The sequence below is a fragment of the Mesorhizobium sp. WSM4828 genome (genome assembly GCF_055811175.1).
The window spans coordinates 258,072-270,990 of record NZ_JBVVQK010000002.1 but is presented as its reverse complement, the minus strand read 5'-3'; the positions used below and the strand labels follow the sequence as shown (position 1 = coordinate 270,990).

11 protein-coding genes are annotated in these 12,919 nt (G+C 63.0%); 9 read left to right on the top strand and 2 right to left on the bottom strand.

Annotation, left to right across the window (positions count from 1 at the left end):
• Positions 1-23: 23 nt before the first annotated feature.
• The gene (gene fabD / locus AC0L2X_RS04025) at positions 24-989 is read right to left on the bottom strand and encodes an ACP S-malonyltransferase (RefSeq protein ID WP_473554627.1); all 966 of its coding nucleotides are present in this window, start codon (positions 987-989) and stop codon (positions 24-26) included.
• A 247-nt stretch (positions 990-1,236) separates the two neighbouring features.
• On the opposite strand from fabD, the gene AC0L2X_RS04020 reads away from it, so the two are divergent.
• The gene (locus AC0L2X_RS04020; protein ID WP_352567442.1) at positions 1,237-3,162 is read left to right on the top strand and encodes an LTA synthase family protein; all 1,926 of its coding nucleotides are present in this window, start codon (positions 1,237-1,239) and stop codon (positions 3,160-3,162) included.
• Positions 3,163-3,193: 31 nt separating this feature from the next.
• Here AC0L2X_RS04020 and AC0L2X_RS04015 read toward each other — a convergent pair whose 3' ends face one another.
• On the bottom strand, positions 3,194-4,738 hold the full coding sequence (locus AC0L2X_RS04015; protein WP_352567443.1) for a pilus assembly protein: 1,545 nt from the start codon (positions 4,736-4,738) through the stop codon (positions 3,194-3,196).
• 456 nt (positions 4,739-5,194) lie between these two features.
• On the opposite strand from AC0L2X_RS04015, the gene rpsF reads away from it, so the two are divergent.
• From rpsF to radA, 8 genes are all read left to right on the top strand, one after another.
• Positions 5,195-5,695: a 30S ribosomal protein S6 gene (gene rpsF, locus AC0L2X_RS04010; RefSeq protein ID WP_292663863.1), complete on the top strand. Its 501-nt coding sequence runs from the start codon at positions 5,195-5,197 to the stop codon at positions 5,693-5,695.
• Entirely contained in the window at positions 5,695-5,943 is a 249-nt protein-coding gene (gene rpsR, locus AC0L2X_RS04005) for a 30S ribosomal protein S18 (protein ID WP_006203718.1), read from the top strand. Before rpsF ends, rpsR begins: the two co-directional genes overlap by 1 nt.
• 214 nt (positions 5,944-6,157) lie before the next feature.
• Positions 6,158-6,742, top strand: coding sequence for a 50S ribosomal protein L9 (gene rplI / locus AC0L2X_RS04000; protein ID WP_254820243.1), 585 nt, complete (start codon positions 6,158-6,160; stop codon positions 6,740-6,742).
• Positions 6,743-6,895: 153 nt separating this feature from the next.
• Positions 6,896-8,185, top strand: coding sequence for a cyclopropane-fatty-acyl-phospholipid synthase family protein (locus AC0L2X_RS03995; RefSeq protein WP_352862630.1), 1,290 nt, complete (start codon positions 6,896-6,898; stop codon positions 8,183-8,185).
• Positions 8,186-8,266: 81 nt separating this feature from the next.
• Positions 8,267-8,590 (top strand): YnfA family protein, encoded by a 324-nt coding sequence (locus AC0L2X_RS03990; RefSeq protein ID WP_352862631.1) that lies wholly within the window; start codon positions 8,267-8,269, stop codon positions 8,588-8,590.
• Positions 8,591-8,593: 3 nt separating this feature from the next.
• A complete protein-coding gene (locus AC0L2X_RS03985; RefSeq protein ID WP_473554624.1) occupies positions 8,594-9,562 on the top strand; it encodes a small ribosomal subunit Rsm22 family protein in 969 nt (322 codons plus the stop codon).
• Between the two features lie 206 nt (positions 9,563-9,768).
• Complete coding sequence (locus AC0L2X_RS03980) at positions 9,769-11,259, top strand: replicative DNA helicase (protein ID WP_023677714.1); 1,491 nt, start codon at positions 9,769-9,771, stop codon at positions 11,257-11,259.
• 231 nt (positions 11,260-11,490) lie between these two features.
• Positions 11,491-12,909 (top strand): DNA repair protein RadA, encoded by a 1,419-nt coding sequence (gene radA / locus AC0L2X_RS03975; RefSeq protein ID WP_352493164.1) that lies wholly within the window; start codon positions 11,491-11,493, stop codon positions 12,907-12,909.
• Positions 12,910-12,919: the final 10 nt, after the last annotated feature.

The following is a 12,919-nucleotide window of genomic DNA, read 5'->3' as shown; positions in this document are numbered from 1 at the left end:
AGCGGTGTCAAATCGCCAGTTGATTATGCAAGCTTCGCCAGCGCCGCCTCGACATCCGCCGCGGATCCGATGGCAGCGGTGGCAATGTCGCCGTTGATGCGGCGGGCCAGCCCCGACAACACCTTGCCGGCGCCCACTTCGTAAAGTGTGCCGACGCCATTGCTGCCGAACCACTCCACCGTTTCGCGCCAGCGCACGCGCCCGACCACCTGTTCGACGAGGCGGCGGGCAATCTCGTCGGGATCGCTCGTCGGGGTCACCGTAACATTAGAGACCAGCGGCACGGCGGGCGCACTCTTCGTCACGGCCGCCAGCGCCTCCCGCATGATCTCGGCCGCAGGCTTCATCAATGCCGAATGGAAGGGCGCCGAGACCTGCAGCATCAGCGCCCGCTTGGCGCCCTTCTCCGTGCATAGCTTCGCCGCCAGTTCGACCGCCGGCCTGGCGCCGGAGATCACCAGCTGGCCGCCGCCATTGTCATTGGCGATCTGGCAAACCAAGGCTTGCGCGGGATCTTTGGCGGCGCCCTGGGCGGCCTCTGCGCAAGCAGCCTCGACGTCGGCCTGTTCCAGCCCGATGATCGCCGCCATGGCGCCCTCGCCGGCCGGTACAGCCGCCTGCATGGCATTGCCGCGGATACGCAACAGCTGGGCGGCGTCGGCGACCGAAACGAAACCAGCGGCCGCAAGTGCCGAATATTCACCGAGCGAGTGGCCGGCGACATAGGTGACCTCGCCGTTCAGCGAGAAGCCGCGCGCCTCCAGCGCCCGGACTGCGGCAAGTGACACCGCCATCAGCGCCGGCTGGGCATTGGTGGTCAGCGTCAGCGTCTCTTCCGGGCCTTCCCAGATCAGCTGCGATAGTTTTTCGCCGAGCGCGTCGTCGACTTCCTCGAAGATCCGCCGCGATTCCACAAAAGTATTGGCGAGGTCCTTGCCCATGCCGACAGCCTGGCTGCCCTGCCCCGGAAAGGTGAATGCGATGGCCATCGTCGGCTCCCAGCTGCTGGTTCTCGTTGCCTGTGACGCAAGGCGTGCGGCCAAGTCAAGCCCAACCTTGACCACGTAATGTCGGCCGAGTGCCTGTTTCGGCAGGCTTTTTGGCGATCACTCATGATGAAAACCGCTCACGATTTGTTTGCTGGCTCTTCTTATTTCCGCCGCAGACGCTAGGCTTTGCGTGACAGTTCGATGACAATCGAGTGACGCTTTTGTTGCGGGCCGGGGAACTATTGAAGTGGCAAAGACCAAGCAGAGCGCAGCCGAGGCGGCGCCACAGTTTCTTGAAGGCGATCCGTCGACCGGCTATCTACCGGCGCGCAAATGGCCTGTCATCCGCTATGGCCTTATCAGCTTGCTGGCTGCGGCGATCCTGGTGTTTGCCATCGAACTGATCGTGCGCGGCAACTTTGCCGGCACCATTGATTTCTTTCTGCAGCCTTTCAAACCCGGCTGGACCACGATCATCATTTTTGCGCTGATCCTCATCGGCCTCGACGCCGTGCTCGGCCGCAGCCATCAGAGCCTGATGATCGTCGCGCCGCTGACATTGTCGCTGGCGTTCGTCGGCCACCAGAAGTCGCTCTATCTCGGCGATCCGCTCTATCCGACCGATTTCCTCTATTCCCGGCAGATCGTGGCACTGATGCCGCTCCTGGTACGCGATCGCCCGGGAACCGCCATTGCCCTGGCGATCGGCATTGTCGGCGGGCTGTCGCTGCTCGTGTATGGCTGGCGGCTATGGCGCCGCCGCGTTCCGGCACTCAGCCACAAGGGCCGCCTTGCCCGGCTGACGCTGACGGTGCCGCTGATCGCCTTCTTCGTCTCCATCATGGACTATGCCACTTTCTCGTGGACGCGCGACCGGCTGCAGATCATCCCGATCATGTGGGACCAGAAGGAAAACTATGCCTCAAACGGTTTTGCGCTCGCCTTCGCGCTGAACGTCCCGATGGCCCACGTCTCGGCGCCGCCCGGCTATTCCGACAAGGCGATCGAAGCGATAGGCAAACCGCAGGTAACGGCCTCGGTACCCGCCGAGAAGCCCGACATCATCGTCGTCATGAGCGAATCCTTCTGGGATCCGACCAAGCTGCCCGGTGTCACCATCACGCCCGACCCTATCCCCAATGTGCGGGCACTGCGCACGGGCTACATGTTCTCGCCCGAGTTCGGCGGCATGACGGCCAACATCGAGTTCGAGGCCCTGACCGGCTTTTCCAACGCCTTCCTGCCGGCGGGCAGCATTCCCTACCAGCAATATGTGCGGACACCGACCCCCTCGCTGGCGACCTTCCTGAAAAGTCAGGGCTACCGGGCACGCGCCATCCATCCCGGAACCAACTGGTTCTGGAACCGGGGAGCCGTCTATGCCGATTTCGGCTTCAACGACTTCAAATCCGAGGAGACGTTGCCGCCCATGCAGAAGCGCGGACCGCTCGCGTCGGACGCAGCTATGACGGACGAGATCATCCACGAGGCCGATACCAGCGCCGAGCCGGTCTTCTTTTTCGCCGTCAGCCTGCAGAACCACGGACCATATGAGCCGTATCGCTATAACAATCCGACCCACAAGGTGCAGGCGCCGATCAGCCAATGGGCGCGTGAATCGCTGTTGAGCTATGCCGAAGGCTCTTCCGACGCGGACCGCGGCCTCGAGCGGCTGATCGAATGGGCGAAGAAACGCGAGCGGCCGACCGTCATCGCCTTCTTCGGCGACCATCTGCCGCCGCTTGGGCCGGTCTACGTCGAGACCGGCTTCCTGAAGGACAATGTCGCGCCGCGCAAGGAGGCGGCCGACCAGATGCTGCTGCACCACCAGACGCCGTTGATCGTCTGGTCGAACCGCAGCGGCCCGGCCGAGGATCTGGGCGCCGTCAGCCCGGCCTTTCTGCCCTACCATATCCTCAAGACGGCCGGCATCAGTCATCCCTATTACACCGGCTTCCTCGGCCAGTTGCGGGATCGCTACCGCGTTATCGACCGCAATCTGCTTTTGGCACCGGGGGGCGACGCCACCCCGGATTGGTCGCGTCGAAAAGAGATCGATCCGGCAATCCGCGACTTCCGTCTGCTGCAATACGACATGATGTTCGGCAAGCGCCACGCGGCACCCGATTTCTTCCCCGAAACCACAGGCAAAGTGGCTGCACACACGAGTTGAGCGGTGGCGGCGGGAGAGCGGCCGACGTCGTTCAGTTCGTCAAGTGCAGCTGCGAAATCGAGCTTCCGATCTTCAGGAAGACGCTTTCGAGCTGACTGACGTCGTTGGTCGGGTAATAATCCGACGGCGACGATGCGCAGGCCTCGTAGAGCTTGCGGTTGGCTGCGGTGTCGGCCTGCAGCAGCACTGTGAAGATCTGCACGTCCTGCTTCTTCAGCGTGTTGCATATATTGGTTGTCCAATCGTCGACATTGCGCGCAGCCGCGGTCTGGTCGCTGGATCCAAACCGACCCGAGGCCAGGAATCCGTAGGAGCCATAGTCCGACTTCTGTGGCGTATCCTTCGCGCCATAGACAACATTCTCGCCGTCGGTGAGCAGCAGCACCGTTTTGGTCGTGCCTGACGCCCTGAAAGGCGCGCCGTCGCTGTAAGGCGGTTCCGGCGAGAGCACCCGCATCCCCCATGACAAGCCTTCCGAAACATTGGTCCCGGAACCGTTCCATTCGATCATCTCACCGACGGCCTTACGCAACTTGTCGAAATCGTCGGTCAGCGGCACTATCGGCGTCGGGCAGGCCCGGTTGGGGCCGATAGTCAGCGGGCCTCTCTTGTCGTTGATCAGTTTCATCGTCGAAACACTGTACTTCGCCATGTCGCTGGTGAGGCCGGGAAGCAGGGTGACAACGGTATCGTCGAGATAGGAATTGTTGTAGCCGGTCGCTGAATTGCCGTAGGAGCTGTTTGGATTTTTAGCGTTACCTGGATCGTCCGGAGCGAAATAGGGTACAAACAGGGTGTCCGGTTTGTTTTGGTCGGGCGAAATGTCGGAAACATTGTTGGTTCCGGGCCGCGCTTCGACGCAGCCTCTCCATTCGACGGCCAATTGCTTGAACAGGTCCATATGGTTGACGCGCTTGCCGCCGACCAAGGGGAAATTGGCGCCATTGTTCGGCGATTTGCCGGCCATGTCGATCCAGGCCGGATCGTAGTCCTCGCCCTTGACGTTGACCGCGGTGACGAACGGCACCACCGCGACACGTACGCTGCGCGTCGGCGACTTCGCCGCTTCGAGCATATCGATCAGGGCCGTCGCCGCCGTCCGCAATGCGCCGATGCGATCGTTGCTGGCCATCGATCCGGTATTGTCGAGCACCAGCACGACTTCGAGCTGATTGGTCGATTCGACGGCGCCGGCATCGACGGTGATGCGCTTGTCGTTGCCGAACAGGAAGGCGAAGTTCAAGTTGACGTCCGCCGTGGCGACAGCCTTTGTCTGGATGTAATTGAGGCCCCTTTCCACGGCAAGCGTCGCTTCGGCGTTCCTCAACTCGCTGTGACCGGCGACATTGGTCTGGAAGTAGCGGTCGAAGACGTCCTTGCGCGAAGCCTCGATGTCGCCGAGATGCGAAGACGCAAGGTTCGCGGCATCGAGCGCATTCTGCAAGCTGACCTTGGCCCTCATCAAGGTGGACACGTCCACGGCAAAGGCCACGGCGGTCAGAACCGCTGGCAGCCCGAACGCCAGCATCAGGGCAAAGTTGCCGCTCTTCGAACGGCAGAATTTGTCGAAAAGCATTTTTATCCCCAAAACCGCCTTGCTGCCGACCTCGCGCAGGCTGTTGGTTTTGCATCCGCATGATGAACGACGGGTTGCCGCCACGCCCGCCGGTGCTGGAACTTCGCATGGTGGTTAAGGTCCGGTTTCAAGAAATCCGTGAAAACACCGCCATCGAGGCCCGTGGCGCTCTGGGACGGTAGGGCCGTTTGCTTCGTGGTTTGGCCTTGCTTTGCGGTCAAATTCCTGTATAGACGCCCGCAATCTGCCGGTCCTTGCTGGGGGCTGAACGGAGGGCCGGAGGTTTTTCGAAGCCTTCGCGTGAAGCCAGAAGCGCTTCCGCCTCCCGTGTCTCCGCTCTCGACCGTCTCGTCATGCTCCTTTCTTCCCCGCCTTCGCAAGGATTGCGGGTCAGAGAAGTTGCAGAGGCTTTTGCCGCCGGGAACCGGGAGAGAAACGAAGAAAGGCACGAACACTATGGCACTATACGAACATGTGTTTCTTGCCCGGCAGGACCTCTCGCAGCAGCAGGTCGATGCGCTTGTCGAACAGTACAAGGGCGTCATCACCGCGAATGGAGGGTCCGTCGGCCGGGTCGAGAACTGGGGACTGAAGTCCCTCACCTACCGGGTCAACAAGAACCGGAAGGCATATTATACACTCATGGACATCACCTGCCCGCCGGCCGCGCTCAATGAAATGGAGCGCCAGATGGGCCTGTCCGAGGACGTGCTGCGTTTCCTGACCATCAAGGTCGACGCGCATGAGGAAGGTCCGTCGGCAATGATGCAGAAGCGCGAAGAGCGCTCGGAACGCGGCGGCTTCGGCGATCGCGACCGTGGCGATCGTGGCCCGCGCTCATTCGGCGACCGCGATCGCGGTGACCGTGGTGATCGTCCGCCGCGCAGCTTCGGCGATGGCGGTGCCGATCGTGGCCCGCGCCGTCCGCGCGAAGGCTTTGAAGGAGCCGCAGAATAATGGTCGACATCAATCAGATCCCAACACGGCGCCCCTTCCATCGACGCCGCAAGACCTGCCCGTTCTCCGGCGCCAATGCACCGAAGATCGACTACAAGGACGTGCGGCTTCTGCAGCGCTACATTTCCGAGCGCGGCAAGATCGTTCCATCGCGCATCACCGCCGTCAGCCAGAAGAAGCAGCGCGAACTCGCCAAGGCGATCAAGCGCGCCCGCTTCCTCGGCCTGCTGCCCTACGTGGTCCGCTAAAATCTACGCGGGCGGTTCGCCGCCCGCTTTTTTCACCGGCCACGACGGGCGTAGCCGGATCGGACACCAAATCCCGGGTTGGATTTCGACAAGAGATCCTAACTGCCGCGACAGGCAGGACAGCGACATAGGCGGCGACGCCCGAGCTTCCTGACCTGTTCCAGACAATTCGGCGCCAATCCTGAGGATAGCGCCCAAGCGAAGGAACAAAACCATGGAAGTCATTCTTCTCGAACGCGTTTCCCGCCTCGGCCAGATGGGCGACACCGTCAAGGTCAAGGACGGGTTCGCCCGCAATTTCCTGCTGCCGCAAGGCAAGGCGCTGCGCGCCAACGAAGCTAACAAGAAGAAGTTCGAGGGACAGCGCGCCCAGCTCGAAGCCCGCAACCTGGAGCGCAAGTCCGAGGCCGCGCAGATTGCCGAAAAGCTCGACGGCAAGAGCTTCATCGCCGTGCGCTCGGCCGGCGAAACCGGTCAGCTTTATGGTTCGGTCTCGACGCGCGACATCGCCGAGCTGGTGACGGCGGAAGGTTTTTCGGTCAACCGCAACCAGATCCTGCTCAACCAGCCGATCAAGACCATCGGCGTCACCAATGTGGCGATCGCGCTGCACCCGGAAGTCGAGGTCACCATCACGCTCAACATTGCCCGCACGGCCGACGAAGCCGAGCGCCAGGCCAAGGGCGAAACGCTGACCACCGCCGAAGCCATTTACGGCGAGGACATCAACGACAATGCGCGGCCGGAAAACTTCTTCGATCCGAATGCGGAGTTCGAAGGCGGCGAAGACAACGGCTGATCGTCATTCGTCGGCATTCGCCGGCTAATCGCTATTCTGGACCAATGCCCGGGCCTCGCACCCGGGCATTTTTATGCCAAATGGAACTTTTCGAACCCCTATATCTTGATGCAGAATAGGACAGCATGTCTGGCCGAGAGGGGACAATTGGTCATGAATATTCTGCTTAAGCGCGTTCTCGACCGCCTGGTCCGCACAGGCAATCTCAAGGTGACAGGGCCGCAAGGCTCGATGGTGACTTTCGGTGACGGCAGCGGCGAGCCGGTGCACATGCATATCAAGACAAGGCATGCCGAGCGCGCAATAACCTTCGACCCGATGCTGGCGGTGCCGGAAGCCTACATGGATGGTGAACTCGACATTCTCGAGGGCGGTGTGCTGGGGGTGATGCGCATTGCCTTCCAGAACATGGGCAGCGGCGGTATCGATGCCACCTGGTCGAAGGCGATCGAGGGTCTGCGCCACGCCTTCCGACGCCTGCAGCAGATCAACACGGCGTCGCGGGCGCGTCGCAACGTGCAGCGCCATTACGATCTGTCGGGCGACCTCTACCGCCTCTTCCTCGATGAGGACATGCAATATTCCTGCGCCTATTTCGAGCAACCGGACATGACGCTCGACGAGGCACAAGCGGCCAAGAAGCGCCACATAGCCGCCAAGCTCAGGCTGAAGGCCGGCCAGACGGTGCTTGATATCGGCTCGGGCTGGGGTGGGCTTGGCCTCTATCTCGCAAAGGCATTCGACGTCGACGTACAGGGCGTGACGCTGTCGACCGAGCAGCACGGCGTCGCCACCGACCGTGCTCATGCGCAAGGCCTGCAAAACCGGGTGCATTTCGACATCAAGGACTATCGCGAGCTCAATGAGCGTTTCGACCGCATCGTCTCGGTCGGCATGTTCGAGCATGTCGGCGTCAATCATTTCCGCACCTTCTTCGACAAATCGGCGACGCTGCTGAAGCCGGACGGCGTCATGCTGCTGCACACGATCGGCCGCTCCGGCGTGCCGTGGGCAACCAGCGCCTTCATCCGCAAGTACATCTTCCCGGGCGGCTACATCCCGTCGCTCTCCGAAGTGATGCCGGCGATCGAAAAATCGGGGCTCGTCGTCACCGACATCGAGGTTCTGCGGCTGCATTATGCCGAGACGCTGAAGCATTGGGGCGAGCGCTTCGCCGCCAACCGCGACAAGGCCAAGGCGATTTATGACGAGCGCTTCTGCCGTATGTGGGAGTTCTATCTTGCCGCCTCGGAAGCTGCCTTCCGCTGGCAGGATCTGGTGATCTTCCAGATCCAGATCGCCAAGAAGAACGACACGCTGCCGGTGACGCGCGACTACATGGCCAGTTGCGAGAAGGCGCTGGAGATGCGCGATCTTGGACGTCGCGAAAAAGCTCCGGCGGCCAAGCCCGCTCGCCGCCGCAAGGTGGCGGATCCGGAGTAGAAGGGCGGCGATCGCGCCATTGCCGCTTGCCATTGCCGGCTGGCACGCTGAAAAGGGTCCCGTCAACGCGGGACCTTTTTCATGACCTACCTCCTCTACGTCGCCGCCGCACTTGCCGAGATCGCCGGCTGCTTTTCGTTCTGGGCATGGTGGCGGCTGGAAAAATCGCCGCTGTGGTTGGCGCCCGGTCTCGTCTCGCTGGTGCTATTCGCGTGGCTGCTGGCGCTGGTCGACACCAGCGCGGCGGGCCGGGCCTACGCAGCCTATGGCGGCATCTACATTGCCGCCTCGCTGGCTTGGTTGTGGCTGGCGGAAGGCGTGCACCCCGACCGTTGGGATCTTGCCGGTGCCGCGATCTGCATCATTGGCGCCTCGGTCATTCTGCTCGCACCTCGGACCGCGTGAGCGATGGAACTGCCCGTCTTACTCAGACAAGGCGTCGACCGCCTTCTCGAACAGGTGCCGCTGCCGATGCTTAAGCAAGCGGCAAAGACGCTGTCGGACCGCTACCGCGCCGAGTTGCGCGACGGCCGCCTGCACATGGCCGAAGACATGGCGGTGAAGGCCTATCTGGCAACGCGGCTGCCGGCGACCTATGCTGCCGTCCGCGCCAGCCTCGATGCGGTAAGCGAGGCGCGGCCCGATTATGCTCCGAGGACCCTGCTCGATGTCGGCGCCGGCCCTGGCACCGTGCTTTGGGCCACAATCGATCTCTGGCCCGATCTCGAACAGGCGGTGCTGCTTGAGGCCGGCGCCGCGGTGCGACGGGTCGGCGAAGCACTTGCCGCGGATGCGATCACGGCCAGGACCGCCTGGCGGACCGGCGACATCACCATAGACCTGGTCGATCTCGGGCCGGCCGAGCTGGTGACTTCAGCCTATGTGCTGGATGAGATCGCGCCGGCATCGCTGGCAAAACTCGTCGATCGGCTCTGGCAGTTGACCGCAGACACGCTGCTGGTGGTCGAGCCAGGCACGCCGGCCGGCTGGCAGCGTATTCTTGCCGTGCGGCGGCAGCTGATCGAGGCGGGGGCGCACGTGCTTGCGCCCTGCCCGCATGAGGCGCCCTGTCCGCTCGTCGCCCCCGACTGGTGCCATTTCGCCCGCCGCGTCGCCCGCTCGCGCCTACACCGTCTGGCCAAGGATGCCGAGGTGCCGTGGGAGGACGAGAAATTCATCTTTGTCGCGGCCTCCCGCCATCCGGCCGCTCCGCCTCGAGCGCGAGTGATCGCACCGCCGAAGTCGGGCTCCGGCAAGGTCTTGCTGAAGCTTTGCGAACAGGATGGGAGTGCTGCCGAGCGACTGTTCACCAAACGCGACGGCGAGACGTTCAAGGCCGCGCGGCGACTGGATTGGGGTGATGCCTTGCCGGAATGACGGGCAGCTATTTTCCTGTTTTGTTCTCGCCTGAGAACGGCTAGGCTCGCCATCTTGATTCGAGTCAATCGAGATTCTTTCCACCGAAAGATCCTGGTTGTGAATCGCGGGCATCAAAGTTGGTTGGTTGGGGACTGATGCAGATAAGTCATCACCGACTTGTCTCGTTCTGATATCGAGAGACGGGGATCAGGACCGGGGACATCATGGCAGAGGCAGCACGAAAATTCGGCGTGGCGGAAACACCGCTCTATCGCGAGGCGCCTAACAATATCGAGGCCGAGCAGGCGCTGCTCGGCGCCATACTGGTCAACAACGATGCCTTCTACCGCGTCTCCGACTTCCTGAAGCCCGGCCATTTCTACGAGCCGCTGCATAGAAAGATCTTCGAGGTCGCGGCCGAGCTCATCCGCATGGGCAAGATCGCGACGCCGATCACGCTGAAGACCTTCCTGCCGGCCGACGAGAAGGTCGGCGACATGACGGTGGCGCAATATGTCGTGCGGTTGGCGGTCGAGGCCGTCACGGTGGTCAACGCAACCGACTATGGCCGCGCCATCTACGATCTGGCGACGCGGCGCGCGCTGATCACTGTCGGCGAGGACATGGTCAACATCGCCTATGACGCGCCGGTCGACATGTCGCCCTCCGACCAGATCGAGGATGCCGAGCGGCGCCTGTTCGAATTGGCCGAAACCGGCCGCTACGATGGCGGCTTCGAAAGCTTCACCGATGCCGTCAAGACCGCCGTCGACATGGCCAATGCCGCCTATATGCGTGACGGGCATTTGTCGGGCGTCGCCACCGGCTTGCGCGACCTCGACCGCCGCATGGGCGGCCTGCAGTCGTCCGACCTGATCATCATTGCCGGCCGCCCCGGCATGGGCAAAACCTCGCTCGCCACCAACATCGCCTTCAACATCGCCGAGGCGTATGTCCCGGCGCAGCAGGCGGACGGCTCGTTCAAGGCGGCCAATGGCGGCGTCGTCGGCTTCTTTTCGCTCGAAATGTCATCCGAACAGCTGGCCACCCGCATCATTTCCGAACAGACGGAAATCCCGTCGTCGAAAATCCGCCGCGGCGAGATCAGCGAGATGGATTTCGAAAAGCTGGTCGCCTGCTCGCAGACAATGCAGAAAATCCCGCTGTTCATCGACCAGACCGGCGGCATTTCCATCGCTCAGCTGTCGGCCCGCGCGCGTCGCCTGAAGCGCCAGCGCGGCCTCGACGTCATCGTCATCGACTATATCCAGCTGATGCAGGGATCGAGCGCGAAATCGTCGCAAAACCGCGTCCAGGAAATCACCGAGATCACCACCGGCCTCAAGGCACTGGCCAAGGAGCTGGCGGTGCCGATCATCGCGCTGTCGCAGCTGTCGCGCCAGGTCGAAAGCCGCGACGACAAGCGCCCGCAGCTCTCGGATCTCCGCGAATCGGGCTCCATCGAGCAGGACGCCGACGTGGTGCTGTTCGTCTACCGCGAGGAATATTATCTGAAGAACCGCGAGCCGAAGCCAGGCACCGACGAATACATCAAATGGGAACACGAGATGAACGAGATGCGCGGCAAGGCCGAGGTCATCGTCGCCAAGCAGCGCCATGGGCCAACCGGATCGGTCAGCCTCGCCTTCCAAGGCGAATTCACCCGATTCTCGGACCTTGCCGAGGAACATCATTTGCCGGATCGGTTCGAGTAGCTTTTTGACCAACCGTCGCGCTCCGTCACACCCCCCTCTGGCCTGCCGGCCATCTCCCCCGCAAGGGGGGAGATCGGCAGTTTTGCCGCCGGCTCTCTTCCTGCGACATCAGAGATTGGCGACAGCGTCGATGACAGCCAATCTTCCCCCTTGCGGGGGAGATGTCCGGCAGGACAGAGGGGGGTGGGCCGGATCGCCGAGCCTCGGCAATTGGCAAGCGACGCGACGCTGATGGCCAAATCCCGCATTCAGTTCATCTGCCAGAATTGCGGTTCGGTGCATCAGCGCTGGGCCGGCAAATGCGATGCCTGCGGCGAGTGGAACACGCTGGTCGAGGAAGGCACGTCGGGCGGCATCGGTTCCGGCCCGGCCAATACGCGCAACGCCCGCAAGGGCCGCGCGGTGGTGCTGACCAGCCTCTCCGGCGACATCGAGGATGCGCCGCGCATCGTCTCCGGCATCGGCGAGCTCGACCGCGCCACGGGCGGCGGCTTCGTGCGCGGCTCGGCGCTGCTGGTCGGCGGCGATCCAGGCATCGGCAAATCGACGCTGCTCACCCAGGCCGCCGCCGCACTGGCAGCAAAGGGCCACCGCATCGTCTACGTCTCGGGTGAAGAAGCGGTTGCCCAGATCAGACTGCGCGCCCAGCGGCTCGGCGTCGCCGGCACCCCGGTCGAACTCGCCGCCGAGACCAATGTCGAGGACATCCTCGCCACCATCGCCGACGGCAAGCGGCCGGATCTGGTCATTCTCGATTCGATCCAGACGCTGTGGACCGACATGGCCGATTCGGCACCCGGCACGGTCACCCAGGTGCGTGCCGCCGCCCAAGCGATGATCCGCTATGCAAAATCTACAGGAGCGGCGATCGTTCTGGTCGGCCACGTCACCAAGGAGGGCCAGATCGCCGGACCACGGGTGGTCGAGCACATGGTCGACGCGGTGCTCTATTTCGAGGGCGAAGGCGGCCACCACTACCGCATCCTGCGCACGGTCAAGAACCGCTTCGGGCCAACCGACGAGATCGGCGTCTTCGAAATGTCGGACAAAGGCTTGCGGGAAGTCGCCAACCCGTCCGAGCTTTTCCTCGGTGAACGCCATGCGAAGTCGCCGGGTGCCGCGGTTTTCGCCGGCATGGAAGGCACACGGCCGGTGCTGGTCGAGATCCAGGCGCTGGTGGCGCCGTCGACGCTGGGCACACCGCGCCGCGCCGTCGTCGGCTGGGACGGTGCCCGGCTGTCGATGATCCTGGCGGTTCTGGAAGCCCATTGCGGCGTCCGCTTCGGCACGCACGACGTCTATCTCAACGTTGCCGGCGGCTACCGCATTTCGGAGCCGGCGGCCGACCTGGCCGTGGCGGCGGCACTGGTTTCCTCGCTCACCGGTCTTGCCCTTCCCGCCGATTGCGTCTATTTCGGCGAAATCAGCCTTTCCGGTGCAGTGAGGCCGGTTGCGCATGCGCAGCAGCGCCTCAAGGAAGCCGAAAAGCTGGGTTTCGGAAGCGCGGTTCTGCCCTTGGGCAGCGAGGAACTTGCTGGTGGTAATGGGGTCGGGGGGATCGGAGCCGGCGCTTTCCAGCCCACCGAGCTGGCCGATCTCGTGGCGCGCATAGCCGGCTCACGGCGCAGCCGCGCCGACGAGCAAGAGTGATGCGGCTCGT